Genomic DNA, 19,958 nt, shown 5'->3' on the forward strand with positions numbered 1-19,958 from the left:
TTTATAGATTCATTTGTAGCACTTTTTTATGGTTGCGATTTTCTTTAAAAATATTCTTTGGTCTAGAATAATAATAACCTTGAGCTAACAAGTTATATTTTTTAACAAACTCATTTTGAAAGTAAGTTTCTACACCTTCAATAATCAAACCATTTTTACAATATGGTGATATAACAAATATAAGTGCTTTTAAACAATCATCGTTTCCAGAGTTATATAAAAGGAACGATTTATCTATTTTAATATAGTCCCAATCAATAACACCTAGTGATAAGTGTGCAATTTCATTTTCATGGTAATAGTCATCAAGAATTATATAGATGCCTGATTTTTGCAATCGCTTTATGTTCTTTAGTATCTTCACATCGCGTACAGGTGTATCAATTTCGTTAACTTCGATATGATACTTATTACTTTTATTTCGTTTAATTATACTTTCAATGAAGTCATCATCTTTAAGAGAAGATAAATTTACATTTAATAAAATGTCTTGCGATATGCTGTTGGATTGAGAAAAGTGCTCCATTTGCAGAAGCAATACAGTTTTGATGAACTCATCATTGATCGTTTCAAAGAAAGCTTCGCTATTGAGGTGCTCTCCAGAATCACTGATGACGCTTGATAATGCCTCGTAGTATACGGTTTGCCCATTTTTAGGGAAGTATATCGGCTGTAATAGGAACTCGAGCGTTACGTAACTTCGCTCACTCCTGATCGTTGTCCTACCGCCTTCTGAGTATTCAACAGTAAACATACATACTCCTTTGTCTCTATACAGATCAGAAATATAGTGGAGTTTTTGTTGCGATCCTACACTTGCGCAATAGATTTAAAAAATATGAGTCTATTTTTTTATTTACCTTTACGGTGTCAAAAAAATAGCCTTTTAGGAATCCATATCACACTATGAATTTCTCTTTTTTACATTGACCCCGTCATCACCAAGCAATGACATTTCGTCTCGACTCTGAGACTAATCTTCGATGTTTATCGGCAGTGTAAACACAAGAGGTCAATATGAAAAAATACACTTATCCTCTACTTGCTATCTCAGGCGGTCTACTACTGACTGGCTGCGGTGGCGACGACTCTTCATCAAATACAGAATCCGCTACGTTTTCTCTTGGTGTCTCAGATGCACCTGTGGATGACGCCAACAAAGTGGTCTTAGCATTTAAAGACGTGGTTTTAATTCCCTTTGACCCAGAAACGGGCGAGCAAACTGGCGAGCACATTCTGCTAGACGCAAGCGAGAACGGTGCTCTACATCAAGTTGATTTGATGGAATACCAAGGGAAAAATGCCAAAACCATCATTAGCGAACAACAAATTGCTCCGGGTGATTACGCCATGTGCGTTTACGCGAAAGATGGCCGACAGTTGAATGATACGTCTCTATCGTATGTCGAAAAAACTGATGGCTCAGTAAAAGGTCTTGTTGTTCCAAGTCGTGGGAGCTGCTTTGGCTTTAAGCCCGATACCAGCGATCAGGGTCGCTTGAAGTTTTCCCAAAAAGGTCAGTATGTAAAAGTTCATACTGGGCACAATAGCTACGTTGTAGAGTTTGATTTGCGTAAAGGTCTGGCGGATCCAGTCGGCCAAGATCACATGAATATGAACTCGAATGCCGTAAGTTTGGTGAACGCATCAGATTCAGGCCATATCGCTGGCACGGTAAGTAACGTGCAATACCAAGCTTGCGAAGCAGACAGTGCGGCATGGAACGCGATTCATGATGTGCCTGCCGTTCACTCTGTTTACCTGTATGCGGGTTCTATGGATCGCTCAACCATGGGCGATATGGGCGCGACAGCTCCACTCAACGCGCCAGTTGCGGTAGCTAACGTGAATGAATCACAAGACGAAGAAGGCAATACAACCTACAGCTACGAGTTTGGTTACATTGGCCCGGGTACTTACAGCATTGGCTACACATGTACCGCGTATATTGATACGCCTGACGCTCATGAAACGTCAGAAGACGGTTTCTTGATTTACCAGCACTACACGCCAGTTGATGTTGTCGAGACAGAGCTGACAACTCAGGACATTAATCCCATTCTTTAAGTCACCATATTAAAAAAGCCGCTCGTACTGAGCGGCTTTTTACTTAGTCAGAAAGGTAATATTGAACCGTCGATACCACTCGGACTTTTTTAATGTAAGGCGTATTGCTATCGCGGTCATAAATGGAGAACTGACCTTGCGTCGCTCGCTTGATCTTTCCTAATGAGCTTTGTGAGTCTTTCGCAAACTTTTGTGCCACCTCGCGGGCGTTTTTGGTCGCCTCTTCGATCATGTCTGGTTTGATGTCATTAAGTTTCGTGAAACTGTATTCGATTCGGTTTGCATAAGGATCTTGATTAAGAATCACGCCTTGTTTCCCAAGTTCACCAATCTCATTAATCGCCGCACGAACCACATTGATATTTTGGCTGTAAACCGTGACCGTTCGGGATGCTAAATAACGATACTCAATATCTTGCTCACCACCATATTGCTGCGCTTTACGGTCTATCACCGAAGGCGAAGACAGCGAGATGTTTTTGTCAGTTAAGCCTTTTGCGGTTAAAAAATCGAGAATCAAACGCGTTTGTTGGTCTATGTCATCAAACATCGCGCCCATATCATTGCTGGCTACCGTAAATTGGATTGGCCAAATGACGGTATCTGCCGGGTATTCTCGCTCAGACAATCCCTTCACCGTTACCACTCGCTCATAGGCTTTGTATTTGACTGCTGTTTGCTGAATAAAAAAGCCCAATACTCCTAAACCAATTATCAGACACAGCCCGAGCCATATTGACGCTTTATTGGAAATCTTCTCCATTCATCCTCCTAATTTCGCCAAAAGTAACAATTCGTAGTATCGATAACATAGCTCAACTATGGCCAGAAAATGGCGACCTAAAGCTAAATTTTTGTCATATCGTTCGAAATGGTGAATAGAATTAATTAAAATTGAACAGTGTTTTATTGTGAGTTTTAAGATTATGTTGAAAACAAAATGGTTGGTGGTTCTAGGCGGATTATTTGTCTCAACGGCCTGTTTGAGTGCTGACGACTTAGCTATAGATGACAACTCAACACAAGAACCCCAAGTGGATGCGTGTAATGAACAGCAATACGAAGGGAAAAGCTTTGATGGTCGAATTCTGCTAGATAATGAGCCGACCAAACAGATCTTGAGCTCACTAGAAAGTCTCGGTGAAACGCTCAACTCTCTGAGTATCCTGATGTTTGCTGGCGACAAAACGTAACGCTAAAGCTGTCCTATCCCCTTCGCCTTTGGTCAACAAAGCTTCATCAGTTTGTCACCAAAGGCTCATGGATTTGCCTCTGAACTGTCATCTGTAATTTCTACTATCCGATCAGCCACTTGTACGCTGAGGTAAATATGGATAGTTCGACCCCTTTTCGTCTCCCTCGTAAAACGCCGTTTGGCATTGGTGAAAACGTTGCAGAATGGGCTACGGGTTTAAGTCAGCTCGATAAATTCTACGCCCAACGCCCCGTGAATACGGATACCAAAACTTTCTTGCGATTCACACTGGATATTTTGGGTATCGACTATCGCATTGCCCATGGTTCGCTCGACGCAGTGCCAAAGCAAGGCGCAACCGTCATTGTGGCGAATCACCCTCTCGGCTGTGTTGAAGGCGTGATTCTCGCCGAACTACTGTTGATGGTACGAGACGATATCCAAATTTTAGCGAATCAGTACCTGAAAACCGTGCCAGAGCTCGACCAACTTTTTATTGGTGTCGACGTATTCGAGGGCAAAGATGCGGTCAAGTCGAACATGAAGGCACTTAGAGCAGCCAACAAACACCTTGCGAATGGCGGCTTGTTATTAGTTTTCCCTGCGGGTGAAGTGTCGCAGTTGGTGGATGCCAAACAACAGCGTTTAGAAGACAAAGAATGGAGCCGCAGTGTCAGTGCATTAATTCGTAAGAACAAAGCAGTCACTGTTCCCGTCTTCATTCGTGGGCAGAACTCAAAACGCTTCTACATGGCAGGTAAAATCCACCCTCTTTTACGCACCTTGATGTTAGGAAGAGAGCTACTCAACAAGAGCGCAAAAACCATTGAGTTGTCCTTTGGGCAAGCAATCAAGTTTAAAGAACTCAATAACCTCAACGATGATCAGATCGTCAATTATCTGAGGCTTAACACCTACCTGCTTAACCGCGATGTAAGTGCCACTCAGCAAACGGTCTCAGACAATGATCTCTTACCTATTGCAGCAGGGTTACCCATAGGCCAATTGCTTGAAGAGCTGCACAGCTTACCGGCAGAAACCCAATTGCTTCAAAATGGCGAGTTCGACGTGTACTGCGCCAGCGCACAGCAGATCCCATCTCTCCTGCATGAAATTGGCCGCTTGCGAGAACATAATTTCCGTCAAGTTGGCGAAGGGACCGGACAAGCAATAGACATCGATCATTTCGATCATGATTACCTGCACCTGTTTGTGTGGGATCGTGAGAACCAATGCATGGTAGGAGCTTACCGTCTTGGATTAGTTGATCAATTATTGGCGAAATATGGCGTAGAAGGATTGTATTCGCGCACCTTGTTCAACTATGACCAACGCTTTCTCGATCAAATGGGCAAGTCGATTGAAATGGGTCGTTCTGTGATTGCCGAGCAATATCAAAAAAGCATGAGTGCCCTACTCTTACTCTGGAAAGGTATAGCGACTTTTGTCCATCAACATCCCGAATACACGCACTTGTTTGGCCCAGTGAGCATCAGCAACGATTACAGCCATACCGCGCGTCAATTATTGGCACAATCGATGACCCTACACCACTACGACAACGACTGCGCCGAATACGTCACTCCGTCAAACCCACTGCCAGAAACCAACTTAAACTGGAATACCAGCATGCTAACCGCATTGGGAGATTTACAGTTGCTATCTCGCGTGATCGCTCGAATTGACGAAGGCAAAGGCGTCCCGGTATTACTGCGCCAATATTTGAGTTTGAATGGTAAGTTGGTGTGTTTTAACGTCGATCCGGCGTTTAACAACGCACTGGATGGATTGATTATGGTGGATTTACGCGATGTACCTGAGAAAACGCTGGCACGTTATATGGGCAGTGAAAACGCGCGCGAGTATTTAGCTATGAACAATTAACCGTCGTCTACAAACGTAGGAGGTATCGCGCTGCTCAAAATCGCTCTAAGCCAAAAAACGCGGGCAGCGTGATACGTTATTTGCTTATAAAACATTACAAACAAAGTGTTGAGTTAAGCTCATCGCAAAAAGGCCACTTATCTCCAGCTTTAATCCACAAAACGCCAACATCGCGCAAACGTTCACGTTATAAACTTTCACAAAACCTCAAAATGGTTATAGATCACATTTCAAATCAAACCGAACGCCAAACAAAATGTGACATTGATCGTTTCAGGCATTTAATTTGAATTAAAAAAGAAATTAAAGGTGATCTCAATCACAATGAATTTTGATTTTATATTTGTCAGAAGATCGAATTGATCACTAATATTTTTATTGACAGATTTGAAAGTCATTTTTTGTTATTAAGTTACATATCAATTAATTGATCATCATCACTTAAAAAATGCTTTTCATCCGAAGAAATGCGGGGGTTGATCACGAAAAACCCGTCGTCAGTTCCAATTGGAAAATGTGTGGTAAATTGATTGGGTACTAAGCAATCAAACAAGCGGTTTTGGCGAACCGTTTACGACAACATATTCATCAGAACATCGAACGGGGAATTGTTATGATATCACCAGATGCCAAGATCAAGATACAAAATTTTGGTCGTTTTCTGTCAAACATGGTAATGCCTAACATCGGCGCGTTTATCGCGTGGGGCTTTATCACTGCTCTATTTATCCCAACCGGATGGCTACCAAATGAGACGTTAGCTTCCATGGTTGGTCCTATGATCACTTACTTGCTGCCACTCCTTATTGGTTACACCGGTGGTAAGTTAGTGGGCGGCGATCGCGGTGCGGTCGTTGGTGCAATCACAACCATGGGCGTGATCGTCGGTACCGACATCCCAATGTTTATGGGCGCAATGATGGTTGGCCCAATGGGTGGCTGGGCAATCAAAAAATTCGATAACTACATCGATGGTAAAGTAAAAAGCGGCTTCGAGATGTTGGTGAACAACTTCTCTGCTGGCATCATCGGTATGCTGTGCGCCATTCTGGCTTTCTTCCTTATCGGCCCATTTGTCAAAGTGCTTTCAGGCGCATTGGCAGCTGGCGTAAACTTCCTTGTTTCAGCGCACCTTCTGCCACTGACTTCTATTTTTGTTGAGCCAGCGAAGATCCTGTTCCTAAATAACGCGATCAACCACGGCATCTTCTCTCCACTGGGTATTCAGCAAGCGTCTGAGACTGGTCAATCGATCTTCTTCTTGATCGAAGCGAACCCTGGTCCGGGCTTGGGTATCCTGCTGGCTTACATGGTGTTTGGCAAAGGTACGGCTCGCCAAACGGCTGGCGGTGCATCCATCATCCATTTCTTCGGTGGCATTCACGAGATTTACTTCCCGTATATTCTAATGAACCCACGTCTGATCCTTGCGGCTATTGCAGGTGGTATGACTGGCGTGTTCGTTCTAACCATGTTTAACGCGGGCATCGTTTCTCCAGCATCACCAGGTTCAATCTTTGCAATCTTGTTGATGACTCAGAAAGGCTCAATTGTTGGCGTTCTTGCCTCTATCGCGGCAGCAACAGGCGTGTCATTCGCGGTTGCCTCTCTGCTGATGAAAACGCAAACCTCGACAGAAGAAGATGGCGATGAAGCGGCACTAGAAAAAGCCACATCGCAAATGAAAGACATGAAATCTGCATCGAAAAACGGCGCAGTGGTAAACAACGAAAGCAAAGGTGACGTAGACCTAGCGACAGTACAAAGCATCATTGTCGCTTGTGATGCGGGCATGGGCTCAAGCGCCATGGGTGCGAGCATGCTACGTAAGAAAGTTCAGGACGCAGGTCTGAACGTCCACGTAACCAACCTTGCTATCAACAGCTTACCAGAGAGTGCAGATATCGTGATTACTCATAAAGACTTGACGGATCGTGCACGTAAGCATGCTCCAAACGCACACCACATTTCATTGACTAACTTCCTAGACAGCGAAATGTACAACCAGCTAGTCACCAAGTTACTGGCAGCACAAAAACAGTCGGCTGCGAATGACGATCAAATGGTCAAAGTATCGGTACTTGCTGCCAACGACGACAGCTTTGAGCCACAACAGCCATCGGTTTTCCAAATCCAGCGTGAAAACATTCATCTAGGTTTGAAAGCAGCCAACAAAGAAGAAGCCATCCGATTTGCAGGCAACAAATTGGTTGAACTTGGCTACGCAGAACCAGAATACGTAGACGCGATGTTTGAACGTGAAGCGTTGGTTCCAACTTACCTTGGCGAGTCTATCGCGGTTCCTCATGGCACCGTAGAAGCGAAAGACCGCGTGAAGAAAACTGGCATTGTAATCTGCCAATACCCATCGGGTATCCAATTTACTGAAGATGACGACGATGTCGCGAAACTGGTTATCGGCATTGCCGCTAAGAACGATGAGCACATCCAGGTGATCACCACCATTACAAACGCGCTCGATGAGCCGGAGGCAATTGAGAAGCTAACTAGCACCAACGATGTAGAAGAGATTCTGAACATCCTTGGCGGCCAGCAAGCGGCTTAATCACTCCTTTTAATTTGCTCCTGAGCAAACCGAGGTCAGCTGTCACCCCCTATGCGGTTGGCCTCACCCTAGTTTCGTAAGTCAACATTTTCAGATATTGGTAGGTAAGAATTATGAAAAACGCAGTTCATTTTGGTGCAGGTAACATCGGTCGTGGTTTCATCGGTAAACTCTTAGCAGACGCAGAAGTCGAGGTCACTTTCGCTGACGTTGATGTACCGCTAGTAGACCAGCTCAGCCACAAACAAGAATACAAAGTAAAAGTGGTCGGTACTGAGTGTCAAATCGACACCGTTACCCATGTCACAGCGGTAAACTCAGCCAGTGAAGACGTGATTGATCGCATCGTCAAAACCGATTTAGTCACCACAGCAGTCGGTCCAAACGTATTAGACATCATCGCGAAAACCATCGCGAAAGGTATCGCCAAACGTTTTGAAGCTGGCAATGACGCGCCACTTAACATCATCGCCTGTGAAAATATGGTGCGTGGCACTACGCACCTAAAAGGTGGAGTATACAAACACTTAGATAAATCATTGCATGCAAAAGCAGACGAGTTGGTTGGCTTTGTTGATTCCGCTGTCGATCGCATCGTGCCACCAGCAGAAGCCGCCAACGATGACCCATTGGAAGTGACGGTTGAAAGCTTCAGCGAATGGATTGTCGATGAGCAACAGTTCAAGGGCGACATCCCAAACATTGCTGGCATGGAAAAAACCAACAACCTAATGGCCTTTGTCGAACGTAAGCTGTTCACCCTAAACACAGGTCACTGTATTACCGCTTATTTAGGCTGTTTGAAAGGCCATCGCACCATTCGCGAAGCGATTGAAGACCCAAATATTCATGCCGAAGTAAAACAAGCAATGCAGGAAAGTGGCGAAGTATTGATTCGTCGTTACGGCTTCGACCGTGACATGCACAATGCCTACATCGAAAAGATTTTAGGTCGCTTCGCTAACCCATATTTAGTGGATGAAGTGGATCGCGTTGGACGACAACCAATTCGTAAATTGGGTGCAAATGATAGATTAGTGAAGCCATTACTCGGTACAATCGAGTATGGCACTGAAAATCAAACACTTTTGAAAGGGATCGCGGCGGCGTTGAAATACACCAACGACACCGATCCGCAAGCGGTTGAGCTACAGACCTCATTAAAAGAGGTTGGCGTGACAAAAACGCTAGCGAAATACACAGGTCTGGCTGAAGACAGTGATGAAGTGGCTCAAATCGAGACACTTTACAACCAGCTTTGATTGACTCAGGGGGAGCTCTGCTCCCCTTAATATAATAATGAAACAACTGATCAGTATATGGCAGATAACATCAACGAAAGCGAGATCATTGAACGACTCAACAGCGCACCATCGGTACGTGGCTTCTTTATTGCGACCGTCGACGTATTTAACGAATCCATCGACGGACTCATCCAAAGAATCTTCCGTAAAGATAACTTTGCTGTGCAATCGGTCGTCGGCCCATTACTGCAAGATTCAGGACCGCTTGGCGACTTATCGGTTCGTTTGAAGTTATTGTTTGGTCTAGGTGTATTGCCCGACGACATCTACCACGATATCGAAGACATCATTAAGCTGAAAAACCAACTGAACAGCGATGCATCGGACTACGAGTTCACTGACCCGAATATCCTAGAACCGATCAAAAAACTGCATCTGGTGAAGAAAATGGGCATGGTGCAATTGGAAGTCAACGAACCCGATGACGACATCGATCTTGAGTTTTACCAACTCCAGCTTCAGCGCCAACAACAAATCATTAAGTCCGGCCTGTCACTCGCGATTGTCGAAATTTGCAATGAACTGGGCAAGGACAGCCCTTTTTAACCCAACCTCTGGCAAGGAATGCCTTCTCAACTAGCCTCTTTTCTTTGCGTATCCTTTCTGTATAACGTGCGTGAAAGCCATCACAGTCCATATTCGTATGTCTCTGTAATATCGGACCAATCTATCGCTGGCATTGAAACGGTATGGCATGCTTTCAATCGAAGACACTAAAACCAAATGGGAGTTTTTCCAGAAACACCATTGGGTATCTCCAGAATTTTCCCGCACTCCCGTACTTGAGTCGTGGGAGCGTTGCATAAAGCAATGCAGCCCTTATACCTGGTCAAAACCACATATTGCCTCTGGCTTTACCTTCTCATCTCTGATGAAACGCAACGAGCACCTCATCGAATGCGCCACTACCGTACTTGAAGACACTTACGACATGCTAGGAGACGAAGACCTGCTATTGATGGTAACTGACGGCAACGGCTGCGTTCTTTCCGTTGTGGGACATCACTCAATGCAACAAGAGATGCAAGTGCTCGGCATTAAACAAGGCTGCTTTCTGTCTGAAGGGAAAATTGGCACAAATGCGGTCAATCTCTGTATTAGTACTCATATCCCGTGTGAAGTGTTCGCAGCAGAACATTTCAATCGCCACTTACATCCTTATGCCTCTGTAGCTGCGCCTGTTTTCGACCAGTTTGGCAAGTTACGCGGCACAACATGCCTTCTCAAAAAAGCAGAGAGCTATAAGAAAGAAAACTTGGTCATCATCGCGTCGAGTGCGAAAGAAGTCAGTTTGCAAATCCATATTCAGTCGGAACAAGAAAACATTAACCGCCTCACTTGTGCGCACAACGCAACGTTAGAATGCATGGATGATGGCCTTCTGGCCTGGGATGAAGAAAGCCGTATCACGATGGTAAATCATCAATCAGAGCGCTTGTTAAACATTGAAGCCAGTCAGGTTTTGGATAAAGAAGTCTTTTCTGTTTTACGTTTCCCGCCAAATGTCCTCAATAGTCTTGAGTCGGGTGCAAGCATCAACCGCAAGCTCACAACGGTAGAAGTTCGTGGTGAGTTTGTTGAGGCAATCATCACCTTGCGTCCACTCAACGACGGCACGCACTTATTATTTTTGCATCCCATCGATAAAATTCGTGAACTTGCTCAACAACAAATAGGTGGCAATGCGCGCTATACGTTCAGTACTTTGCCCGTCATCTCACGAAAAATGAAGCATGTCATTACCGTGGCAAAACGGGCCATAAAGTCCAAATCACCGATTCTAATTACAGGTGAAGAAGGCGTAGGAAAAGCTACTCTCGCCATGGCGATTCATAACGAAAGCACCTACAAAGAAGGGCCGTTCATTACGCTCAACTGCCGCTCCATCAATACAGAGCAACTGATCAAAGAAACCCTGGGATACGACGAGGGACAAGGCATGCCCTCTAAGTTTGAACTCGCCCATGGCGGCACGCTCTTTTTGGAAAAGGTGGAATATCTGTCACCCGATTTACAAGCCGTGTTACTTAAGTTGTTAAAAACTGGGCTCGTCAGCCGCAGCGACAGTTTGCGATTGATCCCCGTAGACTTTCAACTTATTACGAGCACCGCTTCAGAGATCAGCGAGTATGTCACTCAGCGCTCATTCGGCCGGCAACTTTATTACGAAATATCCTCGAACGAGCTGTATATTCCGCCACTAAGAAAGCGCAAAGAAGACATTGAATTTCTCGTCCAGCAACTTATCAGCCATTATGAACGCCGCCACAATGTGACGATCTCGATAGAGCCAGTCGCACTGGAAGCGTTGATGAATTTTCGTTGGTCAGGCAACAACTCTGAATTAAGAAATCGAACTGAGCGAATTTTGCTTAACCGCAGTTCCAACTTAATCAAGCTGAACGATATTCCTGAAGACATTAAACTGAATTCTCGCCATACCGCAGAAAATACGCCAGTAATCACGTTAGAAGAAGCCGAGAGAAGAGCTATCGTTCAGGCTTGGAATCAGTGTGATGGCAAAATGCATGATATGGCGAAAGCATTGCAAATTGGCCGCACGACCTTATGGAGAAAAATTAATAAGTTTGGGCTGCAGGAGCAAATGAAGCTGTATTAAGCCAAGAAGTGGCGTTCCTACAAAAGTAAAACCGGCGTAAGCTCGCCGGTATACATGTACTAACGATAAAGGTATCGATTAAACATCAACAGACAACTGACGAATCTGCGCTTTTAGTCCCGGTAGCAGACTCGAACTGGCGCTGAATTTTCGTAACCCCACACGAAGCAATGTTTCTGTGGCATTTGGATCACCAGCCATCTCACCGCACATACTGACCGGTATGCCCGCGCGATCGCCTGCTGCACAAGTGAGTTCAATGGCTTTTAGTACCGATGGTTCAAAGTAGTTCACCAATTCAGCAACGGCAGCGTTGCCTCGATCGGCGGCCATAACATATTGAGTCAAATCATTGGTGCCAATAGAGAAAAAGTCGACTTCTTGTGCTAACGCATCAGCATTCAACACCGCGGCGGGTACCTCAATCATAATACCGACAGGCAAATGAGTCGCATCCAAGCCGAGTTGGTTTGCTTGATGCGCCAACAGCGCTTTTACTTTTCTCACTTCTTCAACCTGAGCCACCATCGGTATCATCAATTGAATATTCGGTTGCTCGTGAAAGGCTCTCAGAATGGCTCGAAGTTGGGCGGTAAACAATGACTCATGTTGAAGGCACAACCGCACCCCTCTCAGACCTAAAAATGGATTATCTTCCGCTGGCATAGGGTAAGCAACTAAAGGCTTATCACCGCCAACATCTAGACTACGAATCGTAAGTGGCTTATCGCCAAGTGCGGCGGCAATATCACGATACACTTGGTATTGCGCTTCCTCAGTCGGCAACTCATCACTGTTTTGAAATAGAAACTCAGTCCGGAATAGACCAACGCCCTCTGCTCCTGATGTTAGTGCATCATCAATATCTTTCGGTCCACCAATATTGGCGAATACTGGAATATGGACACCATCACAGGTGACTGCGGCTTGCTGAGCACTCGCTAGTGCACTTTGTCGGGTGCTTTGCCACTCTATTTGTTGCGCTTCTAATTCCTGCTGTACGGAACCTGAAGGAGAGAACCATAAATGCCCTCGGAAGCCATCAATAGTCACCACTTGACCAGCACGCACAGCATCAAGGCAGCCCTGAGCTTTAACGATGGCAGGAATCCCCATCGCACGAGCAAGAATCGCACTGTGAGAGGTTTTCCCTCCTTCACTCAAACAGATACCAAGCACTTTCGATTTATCAAGCCCGGCCACATCAGAAGGCATCAGGTCGCGGGCCAACAAAACACTCGGTTCCTGAATGTCGATGGCATTAGGCGTTAAGCCTGTCATTTCGACCATAACTTGGCGTGCGATATCATGCACATCTGCTTCGCGTTCCCGCATGTACTGGCTTTCAGCCTGGCGAAACTCGTCGGCCAACGTTTGCAGTGATTCTACCCAAGCTTGCTCGGCTATCATGCCCGTTTGAATTCGCGACTCGACCGATGCCCATAATTCTGGGTCACTGAGCATCATGCTATGAGCGGAAAATATTTCCCCTTTCGGCAGCTTCGCTTGCTCCTGCAAATGTTGAACAACCACGCCTATCGCACGCTTAACCCGTTCAATTTCATCTTGTTCACTTTGGAAATCACGTTCAGGCACAGCTGGCATTTCATGAGTAAAAAGGACAGCAGGAGCAGTAGCGATACCGTCATTGACTCGAATACCAACAACAGCACCTTCAATCTGACTTGAAGCCATGTCATCGAGCAAAGTATCCGTGCACTCTTCAGATTCGGTAATGCCTTGCTCAACCGCCTCTTTTTCTCCGAAGTGCTCATGAGCTAAGGCTTCAAATGCCTGAATTGCTTCACTGGATTGAGGTCCGAGTGCGCACAGCGTGATCGTCTCTTGGCTACGAACGCCAAGTTTCGCAATGCTGTTTAAGCTTTTCGCGTTCACACGGCGCTCGCCTTTTTTCAACCATAATTGGCAGTCAAAAGGCGCGAGTGCACCAACAATGGCCGCAGCGGGACGAGCATGTAATCCATGCGGATTTTGCACTACCCAATCAAATGTCCGTTCTTGCTCAAAGCTGTCTGATACTGGCGCTATCTCAGCGGATGTTAGTGGCTGATCACCAAGATGCTCTTGTTTTACACTTAACGCATTCTGTGCCTCTTCGACTACTGTCGATAAAGGTAATCCGGCGGCAGCAGCCACCGACGCCGCCATGGTTCCTTCAACAATAGGAGCCGAGATAAGGGTGACATTTTCCCTCACATGATCATCAATCAGATCCAGAGCCATTTCCGTGCTAAGCAACGCACTGCCAAGATCCATCAACACAACAACCCCTTGTTGATCATGTACCTGCTCAATCGCTTCCATCACGGCAATGGCATCGGTTCCGATCGGGTTCTCTGGGTCATCAATCCCCGCCGCAATCGCAAGCTTGGCTTTGCCTTGCGTCATTTGGGTGGCAAGTTCGGCCACCCCTTCAGCAAGGCGACGACTATGAGATACAACAACAATTCCCACCATCTTAATTACCTGCTATTGCCTGCTGTAGTGCTTTAATCATTAACAAAGAAGAGGTTGCACCGGGATCTTGGTGGCCAATACTACGTTCCCCCAGATAGCTTGCTCGCCCTTTTTTCGCCAACATTTCAATCGTGGCAACCGCATTTGTTTCTGCTAGCTCAACCATTTCATTCAATAGATGGTCAGCGCTCATGCCATTTTCTAACGACGCCTTCACGCTAACTAAAACGGGTAACCAAACATCACACATGGTTTTATCACCCAGTTCTGCTTTACCACGAGACACCACGCCATCCACACCGCTTTTTAGTGCATCCACTAACTCTTCAAACGTTAATTGCTCTCGAGTTCCGACAGCGGCAGCCGTGCGAATAAACAGCGTGCCATACAGCGGGCCACTTGCCCCACCGACACTAGAAAGCAAGGTCATGCCCGTATTCTTGAGAATGCTGCCGATATTTTGGTCCGCAAATTGCGGCAGTTTTTCAGCAACTTTTTTAAAGCCTCGGTTCATATTGAGACCATGGTCTGCGTCACCAATATCACGATCAAGGTCGGTCAGAAAATCTTGATTCTCTTGATACGTTTTTGCACATAACTCTAACCAGTGAACGATATGTTGTTTTTCAATTTGCATGTTTGCTCCCCCCTGTTACCACTTGATCGCAGCCGTATCGACAGGAGCATCAAACAGCTCCAACATCTCTTTATCTGCTTTCAGCAACGTAATTGAAACGCCTTCCATATCGAGTGACGTACAGAAGTTACCAACCATATTACGCACGATACGGAACCCCGCTTGCTCGCAGTTATGGGCAAGACGGCGGTACACCCCGTAAAGCTCAGAAATTGGCGTTCCGCCCATACCATTCACCATCACAATGTAGTCGTGTTCAGCGGCGAAAGGCTCAATGCTGGATTCCACTTCATCCCATTCACCTTCGTCACGATTCCAAATACGCAATGTGCGCTGATAAGGCGTGTTTTCAGCAACTTCAGCAAACATCTCATCCACTAACGTATCGGCGTCGGTGTATTTCACTCGCTTGATACCTGGTTCACCATGGATACCAACACCAAACTCCACTTCATCATCTTCCAGAACAAAAGATGGTTTACCCGCAGCTGGCACAACACAAGCATTAAGCGCCACGCCAAATGAACGACAGTGATTATTAACGCGACGAGCCAGTGCTTCACATTGCTCCAGCGAATAACCTTTGTTCGCGGCAGCACCAACTAACTTCTCAACTAATACCGTTCCAGCAACACCACGACGACCAGCGGTGTACAGGCTGTCTTTGACCGCAACATCGTCATCCACCAACACCGCCCCAACTTTGATGCCATCGGTATGAAGCAACTCCACGGCCGTTTCAAAGTTCAACACGTCACCGGTGTAGTTTTTAATGATGAATAGCACGCCCTCACCAGTATTCACTTGGTTACCACATTCGTACATTTGATCTGGCGTAGGTGAAGTAAATACCTCTCCAGGGCAGGCGCCTGTCAGCATGCCTTTACCAATAAAACCTGCGTGCAAAGGTTCATGACCACAGCCACCACCAGAAACCAATGCCACTTGCCCCGGCGTTTCCTCATGCCACATGTAACGAGGTTCGTAGTTAGCTTTTAGCTCAGGGCGGGACAATGCCAGGCCTTCCATTTGCTGCAATACAACATCATCGACTTGGTTAATTAACTTTTTCATCGTTCTATCTCATTCCATTTATATTTTTATGTAGGGTATGAATTCATCTTAAACAGAGAAAAAGCGTACTCAACAAAAATCAATCCGTTTCATATTGAAACAACTACTTCGATATTTTTGTTTCAATATGAAACGAAAAACGACAAATTTTCCTGAATAGTGATCGTCGCCATAAAGCATGCTGATGCTTATTACTTCTGACAGTCGGTTTGACACAGAGGTCATAAAAGCATGGAACAAAATCAGAGATATCCTTCACCACTTACCACACCAAACCTAATATAAACCTTATCGCTACAATGGATTTTCATTGCAGTCCAAAACACACATAAAAAAGGTTAAAGGTTTGAATTATGGACAAAATTATTATCAGCCCAAGCAAATACGTCCAAGGTGAACAAGTACTTACATCTATCGCTCACTATGTGAAAACATTGGGTGAACGTCCGTTAGTAATTGCTGATGAGTTCGTGACTAACCTGGTTGGTGATGACGTCAAACAAAGCTTTGCTGACGAAAAGCTTCCACTCACTATGAACATTTTTGGTGGCGAATGTTCGCGCGTTGAGATTGAACGCATCACGGACATTTGTACGACTCAAAAACATGATGTCATTGTCGGTATTGGTGGCGGTAAAACGTTAGATACAGCAAAGGCCGTTGCGTTTTACACCAAAATTCCTGTCGTGGTGGTTCCTACGATTGCCTCGACTGATGCGCCAACCTCTGCTCTTGCGGTGATATACACACCAGAAGGTGAATTTGCGGAATACTTGATGATCCCTAAAAACCCAGACATGGTCATCATGGATACATCAGTCATCGCCAAAGCCCCTGTTCGCCTACTGGTATCGGGGATGGGTGACGCGCTTTCCACCTACTTTGAAGCCAGAGCCAACATGACCTCTGGTAAGGCAACAATGGCTGGTGGTTTAGCGACACGTTCAGCGCAAGCTCTTGCGAAACTTTGCTATGAAACCTTGCTTGAAGATGGTTTAAAAGCAAAAGCTGCGGTAGAAAATGGTGTGAGCACCAAAGCGGTAGAAAATATTATTGAAGCCAATACATACCTAAGCGGTATCGGTTTTGAAAGCAGTGGCCTGGCAGGTGCTCACGCTATTCATAACGGCCTAACTAAGCTTGAAGAGTGTCATCATCTCTATCATGGTGAGAAAGTCGCGTTCGGCACACTTGTTCAATTGGTGCTAGAAAACGCAGCGATGGAAGAGATTAATACGGTTCTCGCCTTCTGCCGCTCTGTAGGTCTACCAACCAACTTATTTGATATGGGCGTTAAAGAGCTTAATCACGCTAAGTTGCGCGAGGTCGCCGAAGCTTCAACGGCCGAGGGAGAAACCATCCACAATATGCCATTCCCAGTGACGGCAGAAAATGTCTACTCTGCTATTCTAACCGCTCATCAACTGGGCCAATAACCCAAACAACTTCAAACGAGTTTGAGTCTCAAAAGGCAAGCCAAGGTTTGCCTTTTATGCTTCAACTGACTTATCACTTCCATTGACACCTGCCGATGGCAACATCATAACAAACCGCGTCTTGTCTTTATCTGATGTTACTTTTATCTGTCCTTCATACGCTTGCACGATAGATTGGGTAATCGACAAACCTAGCCCTGCACCTACGCTACCTACATGTTGGCGAGATTTATCTGCGCGATAAAAACGGTCGAAAAGGTACGGTAAGTTTTGCTCGGCAATGGCGTCACCTTGGTTGCTGACCGATATCGTCACCTGTTCATCAACCGCTTGAACGTCAATCACAATGGTTGAATCAGCATACGCATGACGAATCGCGTTGGAGAGCAAATTGCCCACCGCACGTTCAAACATGTTTTTGTCCATATGGAGCTGACCGTCGCCTGAGCTCACGATTCGCACCTCGGTATCTTCGGCCAATATTTCAAAATACGCGACCAAACGTGCGATTTCCTCCTGCACCGCAAACACTTCGTCATGGCGATGAATAAGCTTGTTTTCAGCCTTGGCAATGTAGAGCAAATCGTTGATGGTTTTCGTGATGCGGTTGAGTTCTTCCAACGTTGAGGCAATCGCATCCTGATACTCTTCAGACGTTCGACACGCACCTAAAATGACCTGATTTTGCGTAGTAACGTTGGTGAGTGGCGTTTTTAACTCATGTGCTATATCAGAAGAAAACTCGCTCAAGCGGCGAAAACCAGTTTGCAACCTATCGAGCATCGCGTTGTGTTTGTTGGCTAACTCGCGCAGTTCTATTGGCAACGAATCGGGGTCAAGACGAATGCCCATTTGCTCTGGTGATATCTGTTGAATGTGCTGATTCAATCCCACAATCGGCTTCAACCCACGTTTTACCATCCAACCGCTCAACGCTGAAGAAATCACAAACGCCAAACCGAGCGCCCAAAACAAAATCCAGTCGAGTTTATCCAAAAACAAAATATGGTGGTTGATACTCATGCCGAGCACCACCTGATACTCCCCAGCTTGAAACGCAAACGCACGAATATTCAGCGAGTCCTCACTCCATTCGATGGCACGCTCGTGATTTAAGACCTGAGGAGAGCTAATGCTGTAGGCTCGGTTCTGAGGAATCGTCAGGCTCGAATTCTGATAGACGTTCTGCTTGCCTTCAAACACCCACATGTAGAGCGTGCTGTTATTCGCTTGCTTGAACACATCCTCTGGCGAGCGTTTTAACTCGTTCTCAATGGCATTGAACTTACTGGAAATATAGCTGAAATCTTGCGAATAAAAGTGGCGCTCAATGGCGTACTGTAGGATGAAAGCCAAAGAAAAATAGGTCACAAACGTCATACTAACAAACATCAGCACGAGCTTGTTTTTCATGGAAAAAGGCAGCGAGAACTTAGGCATCACGACTCTCTTCGAGTTTGTAGCCCATCCCTCTGACAGTGTGAATCAGTGGTCTATCGAACGGTTTGTCCACTTTGCTACGCAGACGTTTGACCGCCACATCAATCACATTGGTATCGCTGTCAAAGTTCATATCCCACACTAACGACGCAATGGTGGTACGTGAAAGTACTTGGCCAGTTTTGCGCATCAACAACTCAAGCAGGGCATATTCTTTGGCGGTAAGCGACATCGACTGCCCCGCGCGCGTGGCAACGCGTTTGATCATATCAAGTTCTAAATCTGCCACACGTAATGTTTGCGGCGATGCGACCACTTGCGCGGCAATATGATGACGAAATACGTTTTGAACACGCGCCAGTAGCTCCGCAAACGCGTAAGGTTTTACCACATAGTCATTGGCACCCAGCTCAAAACCGCGCACGCGATCTTCCACTTGCTCCTTCGCTGTCAGCATGATCACTGGGGTGTGAATCCCACTACTGCGCAATGTGTTAAGCACCTGCCAACCATCGAGTTTAGGCAACATAATGTCGAGGAGGATTAAGTCATATTCTTCACTGGTAGCGTGATAAAGCCCATCGACCCCATCATGCACTAAATCCACCACATACCCAGATTCAATCAAACCTTTTTGCAGATATTCTCCGGCTTTGTGCTCATCTTCGACGATCAATATTTTCAACTTTACTTACCTAGTGTGTTAGCGGGAGGATGAGAACCCAGTATAAAGATCGAAAAAGAGCATGATGTGAACCACACCATACTCTTCCCCATTGGCAAACCATTATCGATTGTTATCGCGTTCGGCATAATGCACTTTGACATTCACTTTGCCCAAATATTCCAACTGACCATCTTCATTCATGCGTTCTTGCACGGTCACGAAGCCTCCATCTTTTAAATGCGTACTGCGAGACTTCACATTAAACGTCAGGATATTGAGCTCTTTATTCAATTCACGAGCCGTCATGGTTTTAAGTGAATTGAGTTCAGACAGTGCCTGTTGATAAGCCTCATCTGACGTTGCCATCGGCGTAACTGAGATGGTTTTCATCTCTTCGCGGCTCACGTAGTTGCCACCAGTGAAAAGTGGTTGAGCGAATGCAGATGCGCTAGTCATTGCCATTACCGTTACAAAAAGAGCAGTTTTGATTGCGTTCATGTTGTTAACCTTTGAGTGCTTGTTTTCAATGAGGTCATTATTGAACACCGCCTCTGACACCACCCTTTCAACAACATGACATTTTTGTCATG

Annotated in this window: 16 protein-coding genes; 8 read left to right on the forward strand and 8 right to left on the reverse strand. The window is 45.7% G+C overall.

The window, feature by feature from the left end; genetic code table 11:
• Position 1: 1 nt before the first annotated feature.
• Complete coding sequence (locus tag ACF8EG_RS08350) at positions 2-754, reverse strand: EAL domain-containing protein (RefSeq protein ID WP_005497021.1); 753 nt, start codon at positions 752-754, stop codon at positions 2-4.
• A gap of 263 nt (positions 755-1,017) precedes the next feature.
• Between ACF8EG_RS08350 and ACF8EG_RS08355 the strand changes: the two genes are divergently transcribed.
• A complete protein-coding gene (locus ACF8EG_RS08355) occupies positions 1,018-2,067 on the forward strand; it encodes a DUF4382 domain-containing protein (protein WP_065768163.1) in 1,050 nt (349 codons plus the stop codon).
• A 43-nt stretch (positions 2,068-2,110) separates the two neighbouring features.
• Here ACF8EG_RS08355 and ACF8EG_RS08360 read toward each other — a convergent pair whose 3' ends face one another.
• Positions 2,111-2,830, reverse strand: a complete 720-nt coding sequence (locus tag ACF8EG_RS08360) for an SIMPL domain-containing protein (RefSeq protein WP_005453781.1) — start codon at positions 2,828-2,830, stop codon at positions 2,111-2,113.
• Between the two features lie 163 nt (positions 2,831-2,993).
• On the opposite strand from ACF8EG_RS08360, the gene ACF8EG_RS08365 reads away from it, so the two are divergent.
• The 6 genes from ACF8EG_RS08365 (at position 2,994) to dhaR (ending at position 11,636) form a co-directional block, all read left to right on the forward strand.
• The gene (locus tag ACF8EG_RS08365) at positions 2,994-3,260 is read left to right on the forward strand and encodes a hypothetical protein (RefSeq protein ID WP_392419372.1); all 267 of its coding nucleotides are present in this window, start codon (positions 2,994-2,996) and stop codon (positions 3,258-3,260) included.
• 137 nt (positions 3,261-3,397) lie between these two features.
• Positions 3,398-5,146: a lysophospholipid acyltransferase family protein gene (locus ACF8EG_RS08370; RefSeq protein WP_025441268.1), complete on the forward strand. Its 1,749-nt coding sequence runs from the start codon at positions 3,398-3,400 to the stop codon at positions 5,144-5,146.
• A 613-nt stretch (positions 5,147-5,759) separates the two neighbouring features.
• Positions 5,760-7,712, forward strand: a complete 1,953-nt coding sequence (locus ACF8EG_RS08375) for a PTS mannitol transporter subunit IICBA (RefSeq protein ID WP_005487444.1) — start codon at positions 5,760-5,762, stop codon at positions 7,710-7,712.
• A 113-nt stretch (positions 7,713-7,825) separates the two neighbouring features.
• A complete protein-coding gene (locus tag ACF8EG_RS08380) occupies positions 7,826-8,974 on the forward strand; it encodes a mannitol-1-phosphate 5-dehydrogenase (protein ID WP_392419374.1) in 1,149 nt (382 codons plus the stop codon).
• A gap of 57 nt (positions 8,975-9,031) precedes the next feature.
• On the forward strand, positions 9,032-9,562 hold the full coding sequence (locus tag ACF8EG_RS08385; RefSeq protein ID WP_023624883.1) for an MltR family transcriptional regulator: 531 nt from the start codon (positions 9,032-9,034) through the stop codon (positions 9,560-9,562).
• Between the two features lie 148 nt (positions 9,563-9,710).
• Positions 9,711-11,636 carry a dihydroxyacetone kinase operon transcriptional regulator DhaR gene (dhaR, locus tag ACF8EG_RS08390; RefSeq protein WP_392419376.1) on the forward strand — a complete coding sequence of 642 codons (1,926 nt, stop codon included), beginning with the start codon at positions 9,711-9,713 and terminating at the stop codon, positions 11,634-11,636.
• 78 nt (positions 11,637-11,714) lie between these two features.
• On the opposite strand, the gene ptsP is transcribed toward dhaR, so the two are convergent.
• The 3 genes from ptsP to dhaK are packed head-to-tail and all read right to left on the reverse strand — an operon-like array spanning position 11,715 to position 15,825.
• Entirely contained in the window at positions 11,715-14,114 is a 2,400-nt protein-coding gene (ptsP, locus tag ACF8EG_RS08395; RefSeq protein ID WP_392419378.1) for a phosphoenolpyruvate--protein phosphotransferase, read from the reverse strand.
• A gap of 1 nt (position 14,115) precedes the next feature.
• On the reverse strand, positions 14,116-14,751 hold the full coding sequence (gene dhaL / locus ACF8EG_RS08400; protein ID WP_005379705.1) for a dihydroxyacetone kinase subunit DhaL: 636 nt from the start codon (positions 14,749-14,751) through the stop codon (positions 14,116-14,118).
• A gap of 15 nt (positions 14,752-14,766) precedes the next feature.
• Positions 14,767-15,825 (reverse strand): dihydroxyacetone kinase subunit DhaK, encoded by a 1,059-nt coding sequence (gene dhaK / locus ACF8EG_RS08405; protein ID WP_020904270.1) that lies wholly within the window; start codon positions 15,823-15,825, stop codon positions 14,767-14,769.
• Between the two features lie 353 nt (positions 15,826-16,178).
• On the opposite strand from dhaK, the gene ACF8EG_RS08410 reads away from it, so the two are divergent.
• Positions 16,179-17,261 (forward strand): glycerol dehydrogenase, encoded by a 1,083-nt coding sequence (locus tag ACF8EG_RS08410; protein WP_020904271.1) that lies wholly within the window; start codon positions 16,179-16,181, stop codon positions 17,259-17,261.
• 54 nt (positions 17,262-17,315) lie between these two features.
• Here ACF8EG_RS08410 and ACF8EG_RS08415 read toward each other — a convergent pair whose 3' ends face one another.
• From ACF8EG_RS08415 to ACF8EG_RS08425, 3 genes are all read right to left on the reverse strand, one after another.
• Entirely contained in the window at positions 17,316-18,701 is a 1,386-nt protein-coding gene (locus tag ACF8EG_RS08415) for a heavy metal sensor histidine kinase (RefSeq protein WP_392419381.1), read from the reverse strand.
• On the reverse strand, positions 18,694-19,386 hold the full coding sequence (locus ACF8EG_RS08420) for a heavy metal response regulator transcription factor (RefSeq protein WP_005480575.1): 693 nt from the start codon (positions 19,384-19,386) through the stop codon (positions 18,694-18,696). Before ACF8EG_RS08420 ends, ACF8EG_RS08415 begins: the two co-directional genes overlap by 8 nt.
• A gap of 102 nt (positions 19,387-19,488) precedes the next feature.
• Entirely contained in the window at positions 19,489-19,866 is a 378-nt protein-coding gene (locus tag ACF8EG_RS08425) for a DUF3316 domain-containing protein (RefSeq protein WP_069506293.1), read from the reverse strand.
• Between the last annotated feature and the right edge of the window lie 92 nt (positions 19,867-19,958).

The organism is Vibrio sp. YQ_11 (assembly GCF_043103065.1).
In the GTDB taxonomy this organism is placed as follows: domain Bacteria; phylum Pseudomonadota; class Gammaproteobacteria; order Enterobacterales; family Vibrionaceae; genus Vibrio; species Vibrio parahaemolyticus.

What these genes read in the sequence shown, in the direction of transcription:
- dhaR (WP_392419376.1), top strand. Translation starts at nt 9,711, where the DNA reads ATGCTTTCAATCGAAGACACTAAAACCAAATGGGAGTTTTTCCAGAAA.
- ptsP (WP_392419378.1), bottom strand. Translation starts at nt 14,114, where the DNA reads ATGGTGGGAATTGTTGTTGTATCTCATAGTCGTCGCCTTGCTGAAGGG.
- dhaL (WP_005379705.1), bottom strand. Translation starts at nt 14,751, where the DNA reads ATGCAAATTGAAAAACAACATATCGTTCACTGGTTAGAGTTATGTGCA.
- ACF8EG_RS08410 (WP_020904271.1), top strand. Translation starts at nt 16,179, where the DNA reads ATGGACAAAATTATTATCAGCCCAAGCAAATACGTCCAAGGTGAACAA.
- ACF8EG_RS08380 (WP_392419374.1), top strand. Translation starts at nt 7,826, where the DNA reads ATGAAAAACGCAGTTCATTTTGGTGCAGGTAACATCGGTCGTGGTTTC.
- ACF8EG_RS08375 (WP_005487444.1), top strand. Translation starts at nt 5,760, where the DNA reads ATGATATCACCAGATGCCAAGATCAAGATACAAAATTTTGGTCGTTTT.
- ACF8EG_RS08365 (WP_392419372.1), top strand. Translation starts at nt 2,994, where the DNA reads ATGTTGAAAACAAAATGGTTGGTGGTTCTAGGCGGATTATTTGTCTCA.
- ACF8EG_RS08360 (WP_005453781.1), bottom strand. Translation starts at nt 2,830, where the DNA reads ATGGAGAAGATTTCCAATAAAGCGTCAATATGGCTCGGGCTGTGTCTG.
- ACF8EG_RS08385 (WP_023624883.1), top strand. Translation starts at nt 9,032, where the DNA reads ATGGCAGATAACATCAACGAAAGCGAGATCATTGAACGACTCAACAGC.
- dhaK (WP_020904270.1), bottom strand. Translation starts at nt 15,825, where the DNA reads ATGAAAAAGTTAATTAACCAAGTCGATGATGTTGTATTGCAGCAAATG.
- ACF8EG_RS08355 (WP_065768163.1), top strand. Translation starts at nt 1,018, where the DNA reads ATGAAAAAATACACTTATCCTCTACTTGCTATCTCAGGCGGTCTACTA.
- ACF8EG_RS08425 (WP_069506293.1), bottom strand. Translation starts at nt 19,866, where the DNA reads ATGAACGCAATCAAAACTGCTCTTTTTGTAACGGTAATGGCAATGACT.
- ACF8EG_RS08350 (WP_005497021.1), bottom strand. Translation starts at nt 754, where the DNA reads ATGTTTACTGTTGAATACTCAGAAGGCGGTAGGACAACGATCAGGAGT.
- ACF8EG_RS08415 (WP_392419381.1), bottom strand. Translation starts at nt 18,701, where the DNA reads ATGCCTAAGTTCTCGCTGCCTTTTTCCATGAAAAACAAGCTCGTGCTG.
- ACF8EG_RS08370 (WP_025441268.1), top strand. Translation starts at nt 3,398, where the DNA reads ATGGATAGTTCGACCCCTTTTCGTCTCCCTCGTAAAACGCCGTTTGGC.